Genomic DNA, 23,267 nt, shown 5'->3' on the forward strand with positions numbered 1-23,267 from the left:
GAGGTTCTAACCCACAATATAACCATATTAACGTTCTTGGAAAGGATGGAATATGGTGGATTACGATCGTGAGGAAGAACATACTACTCCTGAACAGCCAAAGAGAAGCAAAAAAGGATATTTTCTTTCTAGTCTGATTGGCGTGATTGTCGGTGCCGTATTAATGGCGTTTATCATGCCATACCTTTCAAATGAAGGGTTAGATACGGGCGCCTTGGAACAGCAGCAAAACAACAATGGCCGGGAACCAATCCGGACGGTGAATGTCAGTGTCAACAACGCAGTCACCAAGATTGTCAGCAATGTGTCGCCCGCCGTTGTCGGTGTTGTGAACATCCAAAAATCAGATATTTGGGGAGAGAGCGGCGAGGCTGGGAGTGGCTCTGGTGTCATCTATAAGAAAAATGACAACTCCGCTTATGTCGTGACCAACCATCATGTTATCGAGGGCGCTTCCCAAATTGAAATCAGCTTGAAAGACGGAACGCGTGTATCCGCTGACCTAGTCGGCAGCGACCAGCTGATGGACCTGGCCGTGTTACGGGTGAAAAGCGATAAAATAAAGGCTGTCGCCGACTTCGGAAATTCAGATCAAGTGAAATCTGGAGAGCCCGTTATTGCGATTGGCAATCCGTTAGGCCTTGAATTTGCCGGCTCTGTTACACAAGGCGTCATCTCAGGTACGGAGAGGGCGATCCCAGTGGATTCAAACGGTGACGGACAGCCTGACTGGAACGCAGAAGTCCTGCAAACAGATGCGGCCATTAACCCTGGGAACAGCGGCGGCGCGCTGTTAAATATGGATGGAAAGGTCATTGGAATCAATTCAATGAAAATTGCCGAGTCGGCGGTTGAAGGCATTGGCCTCTCAATTCCGTCAAAGCTTGTGATTCCGGTGATAGAGGATCTCGAGAAATACGGTGAAGTCAAACGTCCGTTCCTTGGCATTGAAATGAAATCGCTAAGCGATATTGCAAGCTACCATTGGGATGAAACATTGAAGCTTCCTAAGGGTGTCACCAATGGAGCGGTTGTGATGGGTGTAGATGCCTTTTCTCCAGCCGGAAAAGCGGGGCTTAGGGAACTGGATGTTATTACGGAATTTGACGGACACAAAGTAAACGATATTGTTGATCTGCGGAAACGGCTTTATCAGAAAAAAGTCGGTGACCGGGTGACGGTGAAGTTTTACCGCGGCGGAAAAGAAAAATCCGCTGACATTAAGCTCTCCTCCGCAGACCGATTAGGAAGTTAGCTGACACAGTCTGGCACCACGCCAGGCTGTTTTTTTATGCAAAAAAACTGAACGAGGGTCACGTCCGTTCAGTTGAAAAAGGATATATCGAATATGAAGAAAAATACAAGATGGATGTTACACGTGAAACAGCAGCAAATGCTGCTAACTTCAAATACCTCCATTCTCAGCATTCTCCCGGAAATATGGAGGTTCGGGATTGGGTCTTGCCATAACGAAATCGATTATCGACAGCCACAATGGGCCAATTGACGTGAAAAGTGAAATCGGCAGAGTACTGTTTTTCTGATCAGGCTTCCTGCACCAGCTTATTCGTCAGATGAGTGAGAAAATTTCTTCAGGCGGTATTGGAGGCTTTGTCGGCTGATGCCAAGTTCCTGAGCAGCTTTCGAGATGTTATGGCCGTGTTTTCTTAACACGTTCTCTATCACATATTTTTCGAAGCTTTCCATTTTTTCTTTTAAGTCCGCGGCCGGCTGATGTCTTGGTGCTTCAGGCTCCGGGTTGTCAGTCGGCTTGATTTTCATCCGATATTGGTAGGGCAGATGGGAAGCTGTAATGGTTTGCTCGTCCGTCATGAAATTCATTGCGCCTTCAATCATATGCTCAAGCTCACGAATATTTCCCGGCCAGTCGTAGGATAGGAAAAATTGCTTCACGTCTTCGCTGATGTGTTCAACATTCATTTGGAACAGATGGTTGTTTTTCTGGATGAATTCCGATGCGAGAAGCAAAATGTCTTCTTTTCGTTCTCGAAGCGGCGGGATGATCAGCGTCACGACGCTCAGCCTGTAATACAGGTCCTTCCGCATCCGTTCACCCGCAATCGCGTCAATCGGGTCTTCGTTCATCGTAGCGATAATACGTACGTCAATCGGCGTATCCTTTGTTGACCCGATGCGCCTGATTTTCCGTTCCTGAAGGGCGCGCAGCAGTTTTGCCTGAAGACTAAGATTCAGCGAGTTGATCTCATCTAACAGCAGCGTTCCGCCATGGGCTTGTTCAAACAGGCCGGGCTGGTCGACAGCGCCGGTAAACGCGCCTTTTTTCGTCCCAAACAAAATGCTTTCCACAAGGCTGTCTGGCAGTGCCGCGCAGTTTTGCGAAATAAACGGGCCGCCTGAACGGTCGCTGCCGTTGTGAATACTTTGCGCGAACAGCTCTTTTCCCGTGCCGGTTTCGCCTGCGAGAAGGACAGATGATGACGTACGGGTTGCCCGCTTGGCGTTTTCGATGACGTCTCGAATGGCCGGACTGGTGCCGAGGATACTGTCAAACGTATAGGTTGTGCTGCCTTTTTTGTTCATATTCTCCCTGATCAGCCGTTCAAGCTTTGTCACATCCTTGGCAATTTCGACTGCACCCCTGATTTTGCCGTCTTGGACGATGGGATAGGTATGATTGATCGTCGTGATTTCCTGGCCTTTATTATTGAAGTAGCTCTGCTTCACATTTTTAATTGTTTTGCCTTCCTGAAGAGCCTGTACCAGCGTGCTGTCCTGCTGCTTTGAAAACATAAACACATCCATCAGGTTTTTATTCAGGACGTCATGCTTCTCCATATCTTCAATCTGCATCATTTTATTGTTATAAACGATTGTGTTTCCATGCTCGTCTACCACGTGCAGGCCAACATCGATTTCATCTAAAATGCTCTGAAAAACCAATGTGAGGAATTCGCTGTCTTTGACCACTGTATGAACCTCCCTCAATTATTTTCTTAATATTGCTTCTATTTTATAAAAAAATGGAGAGGATATGCAAAAGAATTTTGCACTTGCTGAAATTTTTGCTCGAAATATCAGAATTTTTTTGCACCTTGTCCTCGAAAATTGTAGAAAACACACGAAATCTTGATTTGGCACAGAACTTGCATTTATAAAAAGGGAAAGCAGGATAACATGTGGAAACAGAAAACAAGGGGGAATTCAAATATGCCAGCTTTATCTAAATCCAAGGAAATTATTGATCAGACGTCTCATTACGGAGCCAACAATTATCATCCGCTCCCGATTGTTATTTCTGAAGCGCTGGGTGCTTGGGTAAAGGACCCGGAAGGCAATGAATATATGGATATGCTAAGTGCTTACTCTGCGGTAAACCAAGGACACAGACATCCGAAAATCATTCAGGCATTAAAGGATCAGGCCGATAAAATCACCCTCACGTCACGCGCATTTCACAACGATCAGCTTGGGCCGTTTTACGAAAAAACTGCTCAACTGACAGGCAAAGAGATGATTCTGCCGATGAATACAGGAGCTGAAGCGGTTGAATCTGCGGTGAAAGCGGCGAGACGCTGGGCTTATGAAGTGAAAGGCGTTGCAGACAACCAAGCGGAAATTATCGCATGTGTCGGGAACTTCCACGGCCGCACGATGCTGGCGGTATCTCTTTCTTCTGAAGAGGAATATAAACGAGGATTCGGCCCGATGCTTCCGGGAATCAAACTCATTCCTTACGGCGATGCGGAAGCGCTTCGACAGGCCATTACGCCGAATACAGCGGCATTCTTGTTTGAACCGATTCAAGGCGAAGCGGGCATTGTCATTCCGCCTGAAGGGTTTTTGCAGGAAGCGGCGGCGATTTGCAAGGAAGAGAATGTCTTGTTTATTGCGGATGAAATTCAAACGGGTCTCGGACGTACAGGCAAGACGTTTGCCTGTGACTGGGACGGCATTGTTCCGGATATGTATATCTTGGGCAAAGCGCTTGGCGGGGGTGTGTTCCCGATCTCATGCATTGCGGCGGACCGCGAGATCTTAGGCGTGTTTAACCCTGGCTCACACGGCTCTACATTTGGCGGGAACCCGCTTGCATGTGCAGTGTCTATTGCCTCATTGGAAGTGCTGGAGGATGAAAAGCTGGCGGATCGTTCTCTTGAGCTTGGCGAATACTTTAAAAGCGAGCTTGAGAGCATTGATAACCCTGTTATTAAAGAAGTCCGCGGCAGAGGGCTGTTTATCGGTGTAGAATTGACGGAAGCGGCACGTCCGTATTGTGAGCGTTTGAAGGAAGAAGGGCTTTTATGCAAGGAAACGCATGATACAGTTATTCGTTTTGCACCGCCATTAATCATTTCCAAAAAGGATTTGGATTGGGCAATAGAGAAAATTAAGCACGTGCTGCAAAACGCATAAATCTGCACCATAGCGGGATATTCACTTCGTTTGTATAAATTTACAACAGAAAAATCAGCACTCCCTATTTGCTCAGCTACAGTATTTTAGTATAATGTATCTTTATGAGAAGAAGTGAATTTTATATTAAATAGATAGAGACTCTTTGGACAGCAAACTGGGATACGCACCATGTAGATGTTCCAGCTTAGATCCAATACAAGTTGCTGAAGGGGTGCAGAAAGTGAATACAAACCAAGATAACGGAAATCAGCTCCAGCGGACAATGAAATCACGCCATTTGTTCATGATTTCATTGGGCGGAGTGATCGGAACCGGTTTCTTCCTTGGAACCGGGTTTACCATTAACCAAGCGGGACCGCTCGGCGCGGTTCTGTCCTATTTAGTGGGCGGCTTTATCATGTTTTTGACCATGCTCTGCTTAGGAGAGCTGGCAGTCGCCTTTCCTGTGTCGGGGTCCTTCCAGACCTATGCCACGAAATTTATCAGCCCAGCCTTCGGGTTTGCGTTCGGCTGGCTGTACTGGCTCGGCTGGGCAGTTACATGCGCCATTGAATTCTTATCAGCGGGGCAGCTGATGCAGCGCTGGTTTCCGCATATAGACGTGTGGATCTGGTGTCTGGTCTTTGCGGCACTGATGTTTATTTTAAATGCGATCACCACAAAAGCCTTTGCGGAATCTGAATTCTGGTTCTCAGGCATTAAAATTTTGATTATCCTTTTATTTATTATTCTCGGCGGAGCTGCCATGTTTGGCCTGATTGATCTGAAGGGCGGAGAGCAGGCGCCGTTTTTGACACATTTTTACGAAGACGGGTTATTTCCGAACGGCATAAAGGCCATATTGATAACGATGATTACCGTGAACTTCGCCTTCCAGGGAACTGAGCTGATCGGGGTTGCAGCCGGAGAAAGTGAAAACCCTGAAAAAACGATTCCGCGGTCCATCAAACAGACAGTATGGAGAACGCTTGTCTTCTTTGTGCTTTCCATCATTGTCATTGCCGGCATGATTCCGTGGAAACAGGCGGGTGTCGTGGAAAGTCCATTTGTTGCCGTATTTGAGCAAATCGGAATTCCATATGCCGCTGATATTATGAACTTTGTGATTTTAATCGCGCTGCTATCCGTTGCGAATTCAGGTTTATACGCATCAACACGTATCCTGTACGCGATGGCAAATGAAGGACAGGCCTTCAAAGCGCTGGGCAAAACAAATAAAAGAGGTGTGCCGCTGAATGCGTTAATTGTAACGATGGCTGTGGCCTGCCTGTCGCTTCTGTCAAAGGTTGCGGCGGCTGAAACTGTATATATGGTGCTGTTATCATTGGCGGGCATGAGTGCGCAGGTCGGATGGATCGCGATTTCGCTTTCCCAAATCAAGTTCAGACGCAAATATATCCGCGAAGGAGGCAAGATAGAAGATCTGAAATTCAAAACACCGCTGTATCCGGTGCTTCCGCTGATCGGCCTGACGTTAAATACGGTCGTTCTCATCAGCCTTGCATTTGATCCGGAGCAGCGTATCGCGCTGTATTGCGGCATACCGTTTATGGTCATTTGCTACATCATTTATCATGTTGTCATTAAAAAACGCCAGCAGGCAAATCGTCAGCTAGAGCTTTAAAACGTTGTCCGCAAGTCATCTTTGTTGTAACCCGCATAGGACATTATCTTAAATGTTGAGGTGGAATCACAGATGGAGAAAACGATTTCGGTTATTGGAATGCCAATGGATTTAGGACAAGCACGACGCGGAGTGGACATGGGCCCGAGTGCCATCCGGTACGCCCATCTGATCGAGAGGCTGTCAGACATGGGGTATACGGTTGAAGATCTCGGGGACATTCCGATCAACCGCGAAAAGATCAAAAATGACGAGGAACTGAAAAACCTGAATTCCGTTTTAGCGGGAAATGAAAAACTCGCTCAGAAGGTCAACCAAGTCATCGAAGAGAAAAAATTCCCGCTTGTCCTGGGCGGCGACCACAGTATTGCGATCGGCACGCTGGCAGGCACAGCGAAGCATTACGATAATCTCGGCGTCATCTGGTATGACGCGCATGGCGACCTGAATACACTGGAAACATCACCATCCGGAAATATTCACGGCATGCCGCTTGCCGTCAGCCTTGGCATCGGCCACGAGTCATTGGTTAACCTTGAAGGCTACGCGCCTAAAATCAAACCGGAAAATGTCGTCATTATCGGCGCCCGGTCACTTGATGAAGGAGAGCGCAAGTATATTAAGGAAAGCGGCATGAAGGTGTACACGATGCACGAAATCGACCGTCTCGGCATGACAAAGGTGATTGAAGAAACCCTTGATTATTTATCAGCATGTGACGGCGTCCATCTCAGTCTTGATCTGGACGGACTTGATCCGAACGACGCACCGGGTGTCGGAACCCCTGTCGTCGGCGGCATCAGCTACCGGGAAAGCCATCTGGCTATGGAAATGCTGTATGACGCAGGCATCATCACCTCAGCTGAATTCGTTGAGGTCAACCCGATTCTTGATCACGAAAACAAAACTGGCCAAACAGCAGTGGAGCTCGTGGAATCCCTGCTAGGGAAGAAATTGCTGTAATAAGAAAACCCCCGCATTCCGCGGGGGTCTTTCCTTTAGCCAATCATTTTCTCAGCGACTTTCATTTCCTGTGAATGGGTTTGATGATCCGCAATAAACCATCCTGATAAAATCACCGCTGCGACACCTGCACCAATCAGAAACTTTTTCATTTATATAACCTCCGTTCGTTTAATCAGTTCTTCAATTTGTAATGCTTCATAAAAAAAGTGGGCAGCTTCTTTGTAAAGCTCAAGTTCCCTATACCGTTCGCCAGCCAAAATGGAAAGTTCTCTTACACTGTCATACTCTTTCTCGGACACCAAATCATCCATATGTTGTTTGCATAAGTGAAACGTTTCCGCATGACCTCCTTCTGCATAAATGGCATTTAAAATCTCTATTTTTGCCTCACATACTCTATTCGGCTCAGCAGCCAATTTTTCCTTCACTTCTTGGTAATAACATAAGGCCTGATCTTTCTTGTTGATCTTAAACAGCTCTCGTATCACTAGGTAGACAGAATGATAATAATAGGAGGAGCGGGCATACTCTTCATTCTGCAGGGCCTGTTCTAATTTGGAGACCGCTTCTTCTGATTTGCCGCTCTGCGCGTGAAGAAGGCCAAAGTTATGCAAAAGCTGGGCTTCAAAAAAATGATCCTCTAGTTCTCTCGTGATTTGGATTGCTTCGTCCAAATACGTTTCGGCTTCTTCAAATTGGCTCAATTCGGTAAAATTGCCTGACATGGTGATCAGCGCTGAGGCCAGTTTCTTTTTATAATCGGCCTCCTCTCTGAAGGTTTTGACCGCTTGCCGTGTATGATTGAGAGACACAATATTTTGTCCCAGTTTATAATAGAGCTTTCCGACCTTCAGGTGAAATTCGGCTTTTTCAATTGGGTCGGGAATGTTGTCGAGATACTGTTCGGCATCTTTATACAGCCCAATGGCAATGTCATAATTATTTTTATAGGCCTCATACATGCCTTCAAACAGAAAAAAGTAATATTTCAGCATGTCAGACGTAGCATTCATATGAGAAGGCTCCTCATGCTGAAATCCCTGTCCTCTCGCCTCGTGAAGCAAAACCTTGTGGCGCAGTTCCAATAAGGAGAAGTAGGCAAGCACCTCCTGATCCTCTTCCATGTCATCCAATAAAGGCTTCACTTCTTCAAATAAACGGGAGGATTCTTCAACTTCATGTTTCTTGATGGCAAGGTACCAATCGTTGAGCATGCTAGCGATTTCTGCGGGTGCGATCTTATTCATGTGAAACTCCTTTCTCTAGTGACTTATCAATCTCAGTTGCTTATTCTGATAGTAACACCTCTTTCTATTTTATGTAAAATCCTCTAGTCAATATATGAAGGAGAGATGATATGACAATCATGCTGACCCCTATGCAGACAGAAGAATTTCGGTCTTATCTCACGTACACAACAAAGCATTACGCGGAAGAGAAGGTAATAGCGGGAACATGGCTGCCTGAAGATGCACAGCTTTTGTCAAAGCAGGCTTTTTCTGCTCTGCTTCCGAGAGGGCTGGAAACACCCCATCACCATTTGTGGAGCCTCAAGCTGAATGAAAAGGAAATTGTTGGCTGGCTCTGGATACATGCTGAACCGGAACATCCGCAGCAGGAAGCGTTTATTTATGATTTCGGGTTATATGAACCGTATCGGGGAAAGGGCTACGCAAAGCAAGCATTGGCGGCATTAGATCAAACGGCACGCAGTATGGGAATCCGCAAGCTGTCCCTTCATGTCTTTGCCCATAATCAGACGGCGCGAAAGCTATATGAGCAAACCGGATTTCAAGAAACAGACGTAGTGATGAGCAAGAAGATTTAACGAAAAGGGCCTGATAAAGGCCTATTTCTGTAAATGATTTCTAAAAATTCTGTAAATAACCTAGTTACTTTCCTTATTTTCCTAATATAATGTGGGTGAGGAAATTACCTTTCCTACACTCACAAGAAAAGAGGAGATGTAATGAAGTTGAGGAATCGGGTGTCAATGTTTTTGGTAGCGCTTACAGTATGCGGCAGCCTGTTTGTTTCTCCCGCGAAAGCCGTAAAGGCCACAAACTATGCTGAAGAAATCGCCGCACTGCAGCCAGGCACGACACCGGAAGAAATCATGAAATCTGCCAGCCAGATTGCCAAACAGCAGCACGTAAAGCAGGACATTATCCTAAAACAGTTCTATAAGGAAATCACGGCTGATAAAACAGAGGGAGACCGGCTCGCCAAGGAAAGCGGCATGTCTATCATGGGCGGGTCGTCCGGCACGAAAAAACTCCCGACAAGCGCGAAAGGCAATATCTATTACACGAACTCCTACACAGCCTACTACAATCACGGCCACGTCGGCATGTACTCCGCTGCTGACAAAATTGTTGAATCTGTCCCGAGCGACGGCGTCAGGCAGATCGCGTATAATGCCAGAGACGTGGAAGACAACTCCATTGTGCAAACCGTCAGCGTATCCTCATCTCAAAAAACAGCTGCTGCCGACTGGGCGGTATCAAAAGTCGGTGACCCATACTCATTTAACTTCGTCAATAACAGAAATACCGGCCATGACGGCGCCAAAAACTGTTCAAAGCTCCTATGGTCTGCCTTTTTGCTGAAAGCAGGCATTGATATAGACAGCAACGGAGGCTTAGGCGTGTATCCGCGCGACATCACAAGTTCTTCGTATACGACAACCATCATGACCATTTACTAAGGAGAAGGATATGAAAAAGTGGATGATCACCATCGCCATCCTGATTTTCGCAGGAATTGCACTATTTGTCTTCCTTTCTCCTCTCAAAAACCATAAAACCGTTAGTCAGCAGGATCTCAGAAACCCCGATTTCCTGGATGACAAAGAAGTCCTGCTGTATTTCTCATCCTCTGCGGATCAAGATGCATTTGGCGGCGGGAAAAGCTACGCCCTGTTTATCAGCCAGGACGGGACGCTGTCTTCATTTCAGATGAAGGGCCTTGAGCTGGGCTCAGCCAAGGTTCACGGCGACAGTGTGATGCTCGAGGACAAAAACACGATTTATACGATTAAAAACGGCCTGAGTTCTCATAAAAGAGCCTATCAGCACACAGGAGACAGCGCGGGCTTTCTGCAAAACACGGACGGCTTTTATACCTTATACAACTCCGGCTACGACAAAAAGGGAGACGGATACCGCTCAGAGCTGTACCGCCAAATAGACGGAGAGTGGAAAAAAGACGTCATCCCCTACTACATCCGAGCCTCCGGTTTTCATGACGGCGCCATTTATGCACTCGTCCCGACAGCTGACGAAAAAGGCTATCAGCTCCTCCAGATTCAAGCAGATCAAAGGAAGCTCATTTATCACAAGATAACGGAATGGCAGTACCGGGAAGGAGCCTCAGTCGAATCCCAGCTTGCTGTGGACGACCAAGCTGTTTATGTTATGGTTCGCGGCCTAAAAGCCCACAATCTCTATCAAATGGTCAAGATCAACAAGAAAAGCGGCAAAGTCGAGCTGCACGACATCGCCGAATACAAAAACGACGAGCAAACGATATACAGCTCCATGCCCTTCAGCTTTAAAAACAGCTTTTTCCCTTATGACGGGAACCTGTATTTCATTGACGGCTTCGGAAAGGTACACAAAATCGATGCCAAGACAGGAAAAACAAGCATCGTCTTCACCTTTTCCCAGGACAAAATGAAAGCCGATTTCAAAGAAATCACCCAAAAAGGCAGCAGCCTCTATTTCTTCACATACACGTATAACAAGCCTGCCTACATTGAACAGTACAGTCTGAAAACCGGAAAGAAAATGAAAGAAAAAGAGATTAGGAAGGTAAAGGATGTCGTGACGCCGAAGAGTCATTTGAAGCTGTATGATGTTGAGGTGATGAAGAGGTTTTAAGGCAAGTATTGTCACATTATTTCTCAGGAAATACGAAAAAGAGACTTGCAGGAAGTCTCTTTTTCTGGTGCTTAATTTGATACATATCCATAATAGAACGCTGTCCAGCCTCCATCATAACGCGGTTCAACATGAGAGAGTTTTAATGTTCCTGTGTATCCGTCTTTTGAGTAGCTGTAATAGTCAGGAATATCATCAACGTCAGAATAGCCCCAGTAAGTTACTTTATAATCGGAGATATACTTGGTAGCCTGTGCTTTGACTTCCTTAGTAGAGAATTCAGCCGCAGAAGCCGGACTAGCGAGAGTGCCACCAATACCTAGTGAAATTCCTAAAGCTAAAGTTCCAATCACAACTTTTTTAAACATTTTATTCCCTCCCATTTTTTTGAAATCAAATAAAAAATTCAACGGATTTCATGAGATTCCTTTCGATTTAAAATTAATTCTGTGTTAAATATGCGAATTATTGTAAAATTAATGTATCAACTGGAGAATGGGTAAAGGAGGAATTACATGCGCACCAAACGGGTCATTCTTCTGGCAGTGGTCATCGGCATAATCTCGGCGGCTGTTGTGTTCATGCTGAATGGAGGAAAAGCGGATTGGTTTGACCTCATCGGAACCATTATCGGCTGCTTTCTTGGCATATTTGTTGTTCTAAGAATACAGAAAAAACACTCGTAAAAAAAGAAGGATGCTAAAACATTCATCATCGACCCGAATGGAAGGCTAAAAAGAAAAGCCGGACGTTCTCGGAACGCCGGCTTTATTGCTGATAATCCGTTTCTTCAAAGCGATTTCCCTTTTCATCCTGTACGATGAATTCTCCTTCGATTTTGTCCAGTCCAATCAAAATATAAGGGTTTTTCTCATTTGCCTCAGGAGCAGGTTTTCTTTTCACAGTCACAATTGTTTCTTTAGGCGAGTATTTGACGTCTGACACTTCAAGCTGCTTATCATTCGCGTTGCTTCCGAGAGACACCACGACCATTTTTTTGCCTTCTGATATGGTGAAGACTTGATATCCTTTCACGTCATCATGCATTTGAAGGTAATTAGCGTATATTTCTAAGTCTGGACTGCCTTCACCGATTCGATCCTTCTCTAACACCCAATAAGACGGCTGACACCCAGCAAGCAGCAACATAATCACAAAGAGCCAAACCCATCTAAAGCACAAATGCAGACCTCCCCACACATCGGCTACATCCAAACTAACACACGAGCGAAATAGAGTCATCAACAGCTTGTTTGTCGAATTGTGGATAAAACTCAGCCCGAAGCACTACTAACATGTGAATAAATAGGTTATATTGAGAAGAGAACATTTGTAAAAATGGAAGAAAACATCGGAGGATATGAACATGAAACAAGCGTATTATTCCTGTGAAGAACACATCGAAACGGTGCTGGATATGTACATAGACGACCACGAGCTGCCGCCCGAAATCAGAAAAATCGAACATACTAACAGTTTATCCACAGCCTGTGAATTATGTGGAGACCCCGCAGTATATATAGTGGGGAACGAATGATCTTACACAAAATACAGAAAAGATATCCACAATTGTGGACAACATATATGAATAACTTGTTTTTAAAGTGGGGATGACCTGTGAATATCAATATTGTGACAATCGGAAAACTAAAAGAAAAATACCTCAAGCAAGGCATTGAAGAATACACCAAACGACTTTCGGCCTACGCAAAAATCGACATCATCGAACTCCCGGACGAAAAAGCGCCGGAAAACCTAAGCGACCAGGACATGAAAATCATAAAAGACAAAGAAGGCGACCGCATCCTATCCAAAATCAGCCCCGACGCCCACGTCATCGCCCTCGCCATCGAAGGAAAAATGAAAACATCCGAAGAGCTAGCCGATACAATAGATAAGCTGGCTACATATGGAAAAAGCAAAGTCACCTTCGTCATCGGCGGATCACTCGGATTGAGCGACGCAGTGATGAAGCGAGCGGATGAAAAGCTGTCGTTCTCGAAAATGACGTTCCCTCATCAGTTGATGCGGCTTATTCTGGTGGAGCAGATTTATCGGGCTTTTCGGATTAATCGTGGGGAGCCTTATCATAAATAAAAAAATATAACTTGAAAGGAGGTTAAATCTTGAAAGTACTTAATAATACAATACTTGTTAATGAACTGAATAATTATATTATTCATTCTTTTGAAAAAGAGTGGGTCAATAAGGAGAATTCAGTTTTTATATATCCTAATAATGAAATAGTTTTAGAGTTGATAATAAGCTGTGTATATAATTTAGAAAAAAATTTTGAGTGTAAAAAAAATCTTATCAAAAGATCGAGTATTTTAATTATATCTAGAAATCGTAAACTAATAGAAAAAATTAAAGAAGTAAATATAAAAACTTCAGATGTTTTTGTTCATTGTAATAGGTACCACAAAGTTTTAAATGCAAATGGTTTTTTTTGTGATATGAATGATAAAACTTATTCAATGGTTTATTGGCGGACTTATTTATCTAGATATTTTAATAATGAAATTCCAGAATTAATACCATTATATTATGTTATGCCAGTAGCGAGTGGACGAAAAAACTTCAAACCCATCTCCCGAGGAGAACGTAATACATTGGGAAGAGTGGATAATATTCAACCGCCAACATTTACATTTTCAGATACTATAAAGACATTAGAAACAAATGACTTACAAGAATTTGATTATATATTTGTAGATGGAAAAAGTATTAAAGGTAATATAAATGTTTTAGAAAAGAGAAATACACCATACTTTATTTATTTAGATAACCCTTTGGATATAAGAGCACCATATTTACTTAAAAAAGAGAATAAAAACTATATAATCGATAACTTCGAGTTAAAACAATTTATAGATGGTGGCGAAAATATGGAACTACCTAGCTCTGATATAAACGAAATTAGTTTTAAGTATATTGAATCCCCATTTGAAGACGCTTTAGAGGAAGCGTTCGAACTATTACAGAAGTTACAAAGAGATAATTTTAATAGTAGTGACCTAAAGATTATAAGAAGTTTACTATATAATTCAATTAGAATGACAATTGAAGGTGTAGAATATGATTTTATTGCTACCTTTGATCCCAAATATAATAGTATTAAAAATTTGATTAAAGAATTAAAAGATAGTGATTTTAGATATGAGAATTTAGACTTTGAAAGAATTATTAGATTGATAGAGGATATTTTTAATAAATATCAATTGGATACGGTTTCACCTAAATATGAAACTTTAGAGTTGATAATAAATAAAGCAATAAAGAATAAAGAAATCATTTTAATTGTATCATCAGGAAAAATTGACAGCTTGGGATTAAAAGAGAAAATTTCTTTAAATTTAAAAGTAGATATTTCTGATCTCGAAAGTAAAGGTGTATATATAAAAAGCTATCAAGATGTAAAAGATATTCAGAGTGGAAATTTTGATACTGTAATCTTAACATCAGCTATCAGAGTGAGTGATTTGGATCCTATTTTGAGGACCTTTGGTAAAAAAATGATTGTATTACTATATCAGCTCGAAATAAGAGAATTAAAATCTAAATTTAATATGTTGTCTGACATTGATAACGAATTCCCGCTTTCAGATTTCAAAAGAAATAATGAAACAATATATCAAATACTCTATAAAAAAATTAAACGTATAGATACTGATAGACATAAAGAGTTAAATATTAAAATCGAGGATGTTTTAGATTCAATCAACAGAATTAAATTAGATTTATCCAATCGCTTAAGTAAGCCATATGTATTCGAAAATGCTGTCAAAGCCAAATTAGTAACTTTCACTGATGACTCTAAAATGTTTATACGACCTGGAAATGCAGTAAGGTATCTTATCAAAAGTAAAAAAGATATTAGGAAGGATCATTTAAAAAATTTAAAGGGTAATGAAGAAATATTAATTATTAATAATGATATTAAAGAAGATTTATATACAATCTTTATTGATAATGTAACTGAAAAAAATTTGTCAAAACTCCACTATAAAAATGTTCGGGAATGGAGAAATTTATATGAAGATAAATTCTTTTTTCTTAAATTAGATGATAATAAACTTTATGAGAAAATGATTGCGTTGGGTTGGGATAAATCTACAAAAAATGTATTAAAAAACTGGAGATCAGGGTATTCTTACGGCCCAAGAGATTTAGAAGATATTAAGATTTTAGGTAAAGCGTTAGATATAAATGTTTTTATTGTTAATGCTGAACACTATTATAAGTCAATGGAACATATAAGGATTGAGAGAAGAACCGCAGCAAGGTTGCTTAATAAAATCATTTATTTATCAAAAAGAAGTATTGATACAAGCGATAGTGTTTTTCTTGAAAAATATAATTTGTCTTTAGAAGAAATTCAAGAGGCTATTAAAATTAAAAAAATGGCTTCAATATCAGATGAAACTTATAAAGTCAAGCCTTCCGAGGTAGGTTGCATTTTCTAAAAATGAGGTGGAGAAATGGATAGACATAAGTATTCAGAAGTGCGTGATATCTTCGTTAAAGAATTAAAGAGAGATTTAATTGGACCAGAATATAATGATGAAGATATTTTAACAGAAGATCCTTCACAAGCTTATTTAACAGGAATGTTATGTCCTGTGGATTCAGAAGTCGAAGAAACAGAAGAATTAGATGAGCCTTATTTAGAACCATTAGTAAGACCTACTATTGAAAATGAGAATACAGAAACTGATGAAGAAGAAACGAAAAACGAAAAAATTGGAAAAGATAAAACGAAGAAGAGACAAAATTCACTAGGTTTAAAAATGTATACCGATAAAGAATTGAAAAAATTAAAAGCGATAATTCGATGGGGTGAATACAAAAAAGATAAAAGGTTTGATGAAAAGTCTAATAAAGAAATTTCAATATGGGTTAGAAAAGTAATTAATCATACTATTATAATTCCTCTAGATGAAGAATCTTATAAAATAAATCTTCCCAAGAAGGGTATGTTAGAAAATATCCAGTTAATGTTAAAAAAAGTGAGTATTAAAGGCACTACCAATAATCTTTTATCAATTTTTTTGGTGAATAAAAACATTGATAAAACGAAAAAAAAATCAATTTATCAAGTAAGTATGGAAATATCTGATGTTGAGAATACAGCTATCTTTATACCAGAAAACCTTGCGAGGAAAGATAAATCTGATTTTCAAGAATATTTATATAGAAACAAACCAATTTTTGCAAAAGGTTTCGGATGTGCTGTAGAATGGTTTAATTTCAACTCTAAAAACGCCAGTGTTATAAAAACATCTTTTATACCTACCCATGAAGTTGAAGGAATGAGTACGGAACTTCCTTATGATTCGAAATACGGAGATCTGCCAAACGATTATTTTTCAATTAGAAAGATGGCAATAGATCAAAATCCATTTTCTTTACTAGATAAATTAAATAATTTAGCAGATCGATATAACAACTGGATTAATGACTTAACATTTGATTCAGTAGACGATCAAAAATCTGCGAGGATGGCTATGGATAAGTGTGAAGATTCCCTCAAACGTATTAGAGAGGGTATTGATATACTTCGCAATAATTCTAAAGCCTATAGAGCTTTTATTTTTATGAATGAAGTTATGCATACTCAAATAAGTATGAAGAATTATTCAAAAAATAATCAGATAACAACGTTAGAGAATGAACTTTCAAAGGAGAATTTTAACTGGAGACCTTTCCAGTTAGCATTTATCCTTCAAAACATTAGAGGAATAATTGATCCATCTACAAAAGATAGGGAGTTAGTAGATTTATTGTGGTTTCCAACAGGTGGGGGAAAGACTGAAGCATATTTAGGAATTATTGCATTCTTGCTTGGGTACCGTCGTCTTACTAGAGATGAGGTAAGTTCCTACAATAAAGATGGTGGAGTAACTGTCATTTTACGCTATACACTAAGGCTTTTAACTACACAACAAAGAGATCGTCTTACAAGATTAATTTCAGCAGCAGAATATCTACGTGTTCAAGACCGCCAATCATTCGGTAATAGTGAGTTTTCGATAGGTTTTTGGGTCGGTGGACAAGTTACTGCAAATAAATTAGAGGACTTACAAGAAAAATATAAAAAAGAATGGCAAGTTAGAAAAGAGTATGAAAAAATTGAAAAACAAGTTATAGAATGTCCGTGTTGTGGATCAAAAAATCCTAATTTCAAATACTTACCGAATAGAGATACTAGCACTCAAAAAGTTGGAATTAAGATTTTTTGTAAAAATACTGAATGCTATTACCACCAGAATCATATACCAGTTTATTTAGTAGACGAAGAAATTTATCGCAAAGCACCATCTATAATAATATCTACAGTTGATAAATTCGCCAGATTGCCTTGGGATGAAAAAACGGCTAATATTTTTGGAAGGGTAGACCGTTATTGTCAAAAATGCGGATATATTGCCAATGGTGAAAATCATAAAACTCGACATTACAATCCACCGGCCAAAGTTTATCAAGTGAAAGAATTCTATCCACCGGAATTAATTATTCAAGATGAACTGCATTTAATCACCGGACCATTAGGAACAATTTATGGACTTTATGAAACAGCTGTAGAAAATTTATGTACTGCTAAAATAGAAGAAAAAATATATCCTCCGAAATACATTGCAGCTACAGCTACAATAAAAAATGCGGAGGAACAAGTAAAAAAAGTTTTTGGACGCTTATCTTCGAGTCAATTTCCTCCACCAGGATTAAATATAGAGGATTCATTTTTTGGTAGAGAGAGGAATTTGGAAGATTTTCCATTCCGTTTATATACGGGAGTTTGTGTTAATGGTTCATCAATGAAGACTGTAATTTTGCGCGTTTTTTCAGTTTTACTACAAGTATCTGAAACGATTATCCAAGATCCTAAATATGCAGAGTATGTAGATTACATTGATCCATATCGAACACTAATTGGATACTTTAATAGTATAAGAGAATTAGGTGGAGCTGTTAGACTACTAGATGATGACGTACGCAAACGAATCCAAAGATTGAGGACAATTTATGGGTTCCCTAAAGAGAGATACATTGACAACGTAGAAGAATTAACATCTCGAGTTCCATCTTATAGAATTCCACAGATTCTTGAATTACTAGATAAATCAACAGGGAATAAAGAACTTGATGTAGCACTGGCAACCAATATGATATCAGTGGGAATGGATGTTGATCGCCTTGGTCTTATGGTCGTAAACGGACAACCAAAACAAACTTCAGAGTACATTCAAGCATCGAGTCGTGTAGGACGTAGTAAACCTGGTCTTGTAGTTACAGTGTATAACCCTTATCGTCCCCGAGATTTATCACATTATGAAAACTTTAAAGGATACCATAGTAGATTATATAACCATGTGGAAGGAACAACGGCAACTCCCTTCGCTGCACGTGCAAGAGATAGAGCATTACATGCTTCATTAGTAGCTATGTTAAGACTAAAAAACAGTAATTTAATCAATAACAAGGATGCTGTTAATATTAGTTCTATAAATTTATCAGAATTAAAAGGAATTTTTCGACAACGAGTGTCCATTTCACATAACAAAAACCTAAAAGATACATTAAATGATCTAGACCATTTTTTAGATAATTGGCAGAACTTAAGCCGAAGAGAATCTACTTTACAGTATTATTTCTTCCCGTCTTCAGAGAATCTTAACAAGAGTGAAGTTAGATTGCTATCAAGATTTAATGATCGTGTGCCTAAAATATTAGAGGAAAGAGATACTTTAGATTCAATGAGACAAATCGAGGCAACTTCTAAGATATATATTCAAGATGGGTGGTATAAAAGTGAAAAATGAAGTTGGTGAAGTAAGGCCTGGTCAGTTAATAACAACATATGGCCCTGGTGCAATAATGGATTCAATCAACGATTCATTAGTAATTTTAGATATTAATTATTGGGGGGATAATTTAGAAGAAATTTATGATAATCGTTTATCTGGGTTTTTGAAAAAAGATTTGTTCAAAAAAATACCTACTAAGGGAAAAAAAGATTTGCCTGCTATTCCATTTCCAAATTACCATGTATGTTCAAATTTAAAGTGTAGGAGATTATTTGACATAAGGGATAGATTTGATATGAATTCTTATCTTGAAAAGGGTCCAATATGCCCTAGATGTAATAAGAAAGCTTATCCTTCGAGATTTATTGTTTCTTGTGAAAATGAAAACCATTTAGATGATTTTCCATGGCACTGGTGGGCTCATAAAAGATCACACACAAGTTGTAGAGGTGAACTACAATTAACAAGCTCTGGCAAGGATTCTGGTTTATCATCATTAATAGTAAAATGCTTAAGTTGTGGAGATAGTAATAACATGCGACTAGCCACACAAAAAAAATATTTTAGTAATTTACAATGTGAAGGAAATCACCCACATAGGATGAACTCTAAAGAACCTAAACAATCTTGTGGCAAGATTATTCCATTACAGCGAGGGGCTTCTAATGTTTATTTCCCAGTCCTAAGAAGTGCAATATCCATTCCTATCTCAGTAGAAAATGTTAATAAATACTATGAATTTTTTATGCGGGAATCAAAAGATTTCAAATATGCCGAAGAGTTGTTTGGGGAAAGAGGATTAAAAAGGGCATATTCTATGAAAGAGGAAGCTCACAGTTTATTTGATACTTTTGAAAATTTTCTAGAGAACTGGAATAAGTTCAATATTGAGATATCAAGAAGAGCCAAAGATGCAGAAGAGATAAATAAATATGAGCAGATTAAAGAAATTGAATATGAGGCACTGACTGGATTCACTGGTTCTATTCAAAAAGGAAAAGATTTTAAGGCTGAAGAAGAAAGTATTCCTTCAGATTTAACAAAATATATAAAAAAGATTGTAAAAGCTCAACGGTTGAAGGAAATATTGGTATTACTCGGATTTACTAGAAATGAGGTTCCAGAACCAGATGTGAAAAATCCGAGCAGTATTGTTTGGTTAGGGGATACAAAGACAAATTGGCTTCCAGCAGTTGAGATTTTCGGCGAAGGAATTTTTGTTGAATTTAATCGTGTATCATTAATTAACTGGGCTGAATCGAATAAGGAAGTTTTTTCACGTTCCGAAAATTATAAAAAGATGTATAAAGCCTATTTAGATGAGAAGGGTTGGAAACACCAAAGTGAGAAAGATGTTATTTTTGTATTAATGCATACGCTGTCTCATTTATTGATGAAAGAAATGTCTTTACAATGTGGGTACTCTTCATCTGCTCTAAAAGAGCGAATTTATTATAATGAGAAAATGTCAGGAATTCTTATCTATACAGGCAGCTCAGATCAAGAAGGGTCACTAGGAGGACTTGTTGAAATGGGGGAAATAAATAATTTTAGAAAATTGTTATTAACCTCTTTAGAGGAAGCAAAATTCTGTTCTAATGATCCTAAGTGTTCAATGCAAGAGCCAGAGCAAGGTAATTATATTAACGGAGCTTCATGTTTTGCTTGTACAATGCTACCAGAGACTGCTTGTGAAACAGGGAATATGCTATTAGACCGGTCACTACTTATTAATACAATGGAGAGTAATATTACCCCATTTTTTGAAGGGCTGATTTAAAAGTGCAGACAAGACTATACGTGTTGGCTGAGGAATTAAATAGCTTTATTCGAAATGAAGATATCTATGGGGAAGATGCTATTATTAAAGAATTAAAAAAAACTTTTCCTAATTTAGACATAAACGATTTAAACAACATTATCGCGTTAATTAAGCTGCAAAATAAAACGTTTGCGAAAGAAGTAATCTCAGCTGAATTAGTAGCTACAGTTCCAGCTTTAATACACAGCAAGAAAACAAGAAGAACAATAGGTGTATTGAGAGAGTATATTCATGCTTCAAAACACACTATATTAATTACGGGGTACACTATTTCAGAATTTGTAAAAGATTTGATTCAACTTTTGAACAAAAAAGCTTCTGAAGGCGTAATAATTAAGTTTTTTTTAGATAAGCATGTAGATGAAAATTTTATTAAATCTATTGTTGAAATAAATAAAAACTTTAAAATCTACAAATTAGTCAACTCTAAAGTTTATTCAAATTTGCATGCTAAAATTGCTGTGTTTGATAATAAACATGCCTTAATTTCATCATCAAATTTATCTTATAATGGAATAATAAACAATATAGAAATTGGTAGTATTTTGCATGGTGAGGGGGTTAGAGAATTAGAGACATTATTTGAGGTAATGCTAGAAAGGAAATTTTTCAAAAAACTTAATTGATAATAGGAACATTAGTTATAGATTATTAGATATTTCAATAAACGGCTTTTGCGTTATTAATAAAAATATAAAATTGATTCTGAACTATTACTAACTGACAAAGATCTAGCCTTCAATCAAGCAACGTTTAAGGTCGTTATTTTGGTCGGTTTTCTGTTGAGCGTTCTATGTTATTATAAAACAAAAAGTTTTAGGTGTAATCAGCTTCGGATATCTTTATGATGGTCATACTTTATGATATAAGTATGACCATCATTTATTAAAATTAACGATCAGTTGACAATTGTGCTAAACTGATTCATAAAGAATGTTCGTAAATATTGGTTCACATAATGCAATCTAGATTACTGCATTGTTAAGGACGTATTTTTAGTTTTTTAAAAGGAAGAAAAGAATGAAAAAAACATTGAGAGTGCTTGATCTATTTGCTGGAGGAGGAGGATTTTCAACTGGTTTTTTACAGGCTAATCATCCAAATCTAAAATTTGAAATTATTAGAGCGGTTGAAATAAACCAAGCTGCCTCTGATACTTTACGTGGTCATTTGGGATCGGAAAAAGTTATTCAAGGAGACATCACAAATTCTGATGTAAAAAAAGAAATTTTTCAGTCGTGTGGAGACATCGATGTGGTGATTGGTGGTCCTCCTTGTCAAACGTTTTCACTTGCTGGTCCTGCTAGATCCGGTACAAAAGAAATGAGAGAAAAATTAAAGAATGATCCGAGAAATACTTTATATAAACATTTCATTGAAATAGTAAATTATCTTAAACCTATTTTTGTAGTGTTTGAGAATGTAGAAGGAATGTTATCAAAAAAAGTAGATCACGAAGGTGTAGAAAATAAACAAGTACAAGTAATTGAATTAATTTGTGATGAGCTAGAATCAAAAGGCTATTCTACAAAAGTCGAAAATAGTTTATCTGAACGGTTTCAGGTATTAAATGCAGCTGATTTTGGGGTTCCGCAACACAGAAGAAGAATTTTTATCATTGCAAATAGACTCGGAATTGACTCGCCTAGGTTGAAGCCTACTCATGGACCTGAAGGGTTTCCTTATAAGACAGTTGGAGAAATTCAGCATCTTCCAGTCAGGTTGCCTAAAATTTCGATATCAGAGAAACTTAAGAATATCGATGTTATTACTGATAATTATAAAAAGAGTTTAAGTTTGTTTATAAAGAATATCAAAGAATTGGCAGATATGGATAATCACTTTGGTAGTCGGCAAGGACTAAAGAAGCTCTATCATAAATTAAATAAAGAGTACAAATTAATAAAAGATAAAAAAACGCACAAATTCAATAACCTCTTAAGCTTTTTAGAAAAATATAATGATCTCGTTAATGAGTGCGGAATCAACACTTTTGGAGACAATAAATTTTTGGCAAATCATCAATCGAGGGAACATAATTTTCGTGATATTGTTATTTTCGTCGGAACTAAGCAGGGAAGTAACTCATCACGTTTTATGAACAGAGATTCTGAAGACTATAATGAATTTTTGGATACTCTATATCCTTATAATCGGAGTAAACATAGAGACACATATGTAAAGCAGAGTTGGAATAAGCCATCAAATACAATTTTGGCACATATGGAGAAGGATGGACTTAAATTCATTCATCCTGAGCAGCCAAGAACTTTAACTCCCTATGAGGCTCAATTATTGCAATCATTTCCATCAGATTACACTTTCTGTGGGAGAAGAAATGACCAATATCGCCAAATAGGTAACGCCGTACCACCAAAACTTGCAAAAGTCATCGGTGAATCAATACTTTGTTCATATGATAAGAGTAAAATTACTACAAGTATTGTTACATTGAATTCAGGTGAGTTGTATAATAACTTAAAATAACTTTTTGCCTCAACACCATTATAGATTATAGTATTCATACTTACTTACAGATCTAAGAAGAAACATAAATAAATAATCTACAATTAAAATAGACGACCAAGAGTAAGTATCTTGGTCGTTTTAGTTAGAATCCATTTCATTGCCGAAGCCCCCAAAACTCATTAATCGTAACTCCTATTTTACATCTGATACAATGTCATGGCGTAAATAAACAATTTATTGCTTACGTTTTAGCATCTCACTTCCGGATGAATGGAAGATTAGAAACAATATCTTTGTTC

20 protein-coding genes and 2 pseudogenes are annotated in these 23,267 nt (G+C 39.0%); 17 read left to right on the plus strand and 5 right to left on the minus strand.

The features are described 5' to 3' along the window. Positions 1 to 52 precede the first annotated feature (52 nt). From htrC to MOC09_RS07780, 3 genes and pseudogenes are all read left to right on the plus strand, one after another. The gene (gene htrC, locus MOC09_RS07770; RefSeq protein ID WP_268358591.1) at positions 53 to 1,255 is read left to right on the plus strand and encodes a serine protease HtrC; all 1,203 of its coding nucleotides are present in this window, start codon (positions 53 to 55) and stop codon (positions 1,253 to 1,255) included. A gap of 36 nt (positions 1,256 to 1,291) precedes the next feature. After that, positions 1,292 to 1,389: pseudogene (locus MOC09_RS07775) on the plus strand (hypothetical protein); the annotation flags it as partial. Positions 1,390 to 1,430: 41 nt separating this feature from the next. Next, a pseudogene (locus MOC09_RS07780) lies at positions 1,431 to 1,582 on the plus strand (ATP-binding protein); the annotation flags it as partial. Here the strand turns inward: MOC09_RS07780 and rocR are convergent. Next, positions 1,564 to 2,949, minus strand: coding sequence for an arginine utilization regulatory protein RocR (rocR, locus tag MOC09_RS07785; protein ID WP_268358589.1), 1,386 nt, complete (start codon positions 2,947 to 2,949; stop codon positions 1,564 to 1,566). The pseudogene MOC09_RS07780 and the gene rocR sit on opposite strands and share 19 nt — an antisense overlap. 240 nt (positions 2,950 to 3,189) lie before the next feature. Here rocR and rocD point away from each other — a divergent pair, with 240 nt between their 5' ends. The 3 genes from rocD to rocF all read left to right on the plus strand — a co-directional run bounded on the left by rocD (position 3,190) and on the right by rocF (position 6,985). Continuing rightward, entirely contained in the window at positions 3,190 to 4,395 is a 1,206-nt protein-coding gene (rocD, locus tag MOC09_RS07790) for an ornithine aminotransferase (RefSeq protein WP_268358587.1), read from the plus strand. Positions 4,396 to 4,618: 223 nt separating this feature from the next. Then, entirely contained in the window at positions 4,619 to 6,022 is a 1,404-nt protein-coding gene (locus MOC09_RS07795; protein ID WP_268358585.1) for an amino acid permease, read from the plus strand. Between the two features lie 72 nt (positions 6,023 to 6,094). Further along, positions 6,095 to 6,985: an arginase gene (rocF, locus tag MOC09_RS07800; RefSeq protein ID WP_268358583.1), complete on the plus strand. Its 891-nt coding sequence runs from the start codon at positions 6,095 to 6,097 to the stop codon at positions 6,983 to 6,985. A 35-nt stretch (positions 6,986 to 7,020) separates the two neighbouring features. On the opposite strand, the gene MOC09_RS07805 is transcribed toward rocF, so the two are convergent. Then, positions 7,021 to 7,137 (minus strand): Phr family secreted Rap phosphatase inhibitor, encoded by a 117-nt coding sequence (locus MOC09_RS07805; RefSeq protein WP_003219133.1) that lies wholly within the window; start codon positions 7,135 to 7,137, stop codon positions 7,021 to 7,023. Then, positions 7,138 to 8,235, minus strand: coding sequence for a response regulator aspartate phosphatase RapG (gene rapG, locus MOC09_RS07810; RefSeq protein ID WP_268370090.1), 1,098 nt, complete (start codon positions 8,233 to 8,235; stop codon positions 7,138 to 7,140). Between the two features lie 110 nt (positions 8,236 to 8,345). On the opposite strand from rapG, the gene MOC09_RS07815 reads away from it, so the two are divergent. The 3 genes from MOC09_RS07815 to MOC09_RS07825 all read left to right on the plus strand — a co-directional run bounded on the left by MOC09_RS07815 (position 8,346) and on the right by MOC09_RS07825 (position 10,869). Then, complete coding sequence (locus MOC09_RS07815) at positions 8,346 to 8,816, plus strand: GNAT family N-acetyltransferase (RefSeq protein WP_268370091.1); 471 nt, start codon at positions 8,346 to 8,348, stop codon at positions 8,814 to 8,816. Between the two features lie 141 nt (positions 8,817 to 8,957). Next, complete coding sequence (locus tag MOC09_RS07820; protein WP_268370092.1) at positions 8,958 to 9,695, plus strand: YiiX/YebB-like N1pC/P60 family cysteine hydrolase; 738 nt, start codon at positions 8,958 to 8,960, stop codon at positions 9,693 to 9,695. A gap of 10 nt (positions 9,696 to 9,705) precedes the next feature. Then, positions 9,706 to 10,869 (plus strand): hypothetical protein, encoded by a 1,164-nt coding sequence (locus MOC09_RS07825; RefSeq protein WP_268370094.1) that lies wholly within the window; start codon positions 9,706 to 9,708, stop codon positions 10,867 to 10,869. Positions 10,870 to 10,940: 71 nt separating this feature from the next. Here MOC09_RS07825 and MOC09_RS07830 read toward each other — a convergent pair whose 3' ends face one another. Further along, positions 10,941 to 11,237 (minus strand): hypothetical protein, encoded by a 297-nt coding sequence (locus MOC09_RS07830; protein WP_003219128.1) that lies wholly within the window; start codon positions 11,235 to 11,237, stop codon positions 10,941 to 10,943. Positions 11,238 to 11,384: 147 nt separating this feature from the next. Here MOC09_RS07830 and MOC09_RS07835 point away from each other — a divergent pair, with 147 nt between their 5' ends. Further along, the gene (locus tag MOC09_RS07835) at positions 11,385 to 11,555 is read left to right on the plus strand and encodes a hypothetical protein (RefSeq protein ID WP_268370095.1); all 171 of its coding nucleotides are present in this window, start codon (positions 11,385 to 11,387) and stop codon (positions 11,553 to 11,555) included. 82 nt (positions 11,556 to 11,637) lie between these two features. Here MOC09_RS07835 and MOC09_RS07840 read toward each other — a convergent pair whose 3' ends face one another. Beyond that, positions 11,638 to 12,051 carry a hypothetical protein gene (locus MOC09_RS07840; protein WP_268370097.1) on the minus strand — a complete coding sequence of 138 codons (414 nt, stop codon included), beginning with the start codon at positions 12,049 to 12,051 and terminating at the stop codon, positions 11,638 to 11,640. A 184-nt stretch (positions 12,052 to 12,235) separates the two neighbouring features. On the opposite strand from MOC09_RS07840, the gene MOC09_RS07845 reads away from it, so the two are divergent. The 7 genes from MOC09_RS07845 (at position 12,236) to MOC09_RS07875 (ending at position 22,986) form a co-directional block, all read left to right on the plus strand. Next, a complete protein-coding gene (locus tag MOC09_RS07845; RefSeq protein ID WP_003219122.1) occupies positions 12,236 to 12,406 on the plus strand; it encodes a CxxH/CxxC protein in 171 nt (56 codons plus the stop codon). 80 nt (positions 12,407 to 12,486) lie between these two features. Then, entirely contained in the window at positions 12,487 to 12,966 is a 480-nt protein-coding gene (rlmH, locus tag MOC09_RS07850) for a 23S rRNA (pseudouridine(1915)-N(3))-methyltransferase RlmH (RefSeq protein ID WP_003226975.1), read from the plus strand. 29 nt (positions 12,967 to 12,995) lie between these two features. Continuing rightward, positions 12,996 to 15,335: a DISARM system-associated protein DrmE gene (gene drmE, locus MOC09_RS07855; RefSeq protein WP_003219116.1), complete on the plus strand. Its 2,340-nt coding sequence runs from the start codon at positions 12,996 to 12,998 to the stop codon at positions 15,333 to 15,335. Between the two features lie 15 nt (positions 15,336 to 15,350). Continuing rightward, on the plus strand, positions 15,351 to 18,692 hold the full coding sequence (gene drmA / locus MOC09_RS07860) for a DISARM system helicase DrmA (protein WP_268370099.1): 3,342 nt from the start codon (positions 15,351 to 15,353) through the stop codon (positions 18,690 to 18,692). Beyond that, complete coding sequence (gene drmB, locus MOC09_RS07865; protein WP_003219114.1) at positions 18,682 to 20,457, plus strand: DUF1998 domain-containing protein; 1,776 nt, start codon at positions 18,682 to 18,684, stop codon at positions 20,455 to 20,457. The genes drmA and drmB overlap by 11 nt, the downstream gene beginning before the upstream one ends. A 23-nt stretch (positions 20,458 to 20,480) precedes the next feature. After that, positions 20,481 to 21,125, plus strand: coding sequence for a phospholipase D-like domain-containing protein (locus MOC09_RS07870; protein ID WP_158304575.1), 645 nt, complete (start codon positions 20,481 to 20,483; stop codon positions 21,123 to 21,125). A 394-nt stretch (positions 21,126 to 21,519) separates the two neighbouring features. Continuing rightward, positions 21,520 to 22,986 (plus strand): DNA cytosine methyltransferase, encoded by a 1,467-nt coding sequence (locus tag MOC09_RS07875; RefSeq protein ID WP_268370106.1) that lies wholly within the window; start codon positions 21,520 to 21,522, stop codon positions 22,984 to 22,986. The last annotated feature ends 281 nt before the right edge of the window (positions 22,987 to 23,267 follow it).

Origin of the sequence: Bacillus sp. N12A5 (genome assembly GCF_026790125.1) — a bacterium.
Taxonomy (GTDB): Bacteria; Bacillota; Bacilli; order Bacillales; family Bacillaceae; genus Bacillus.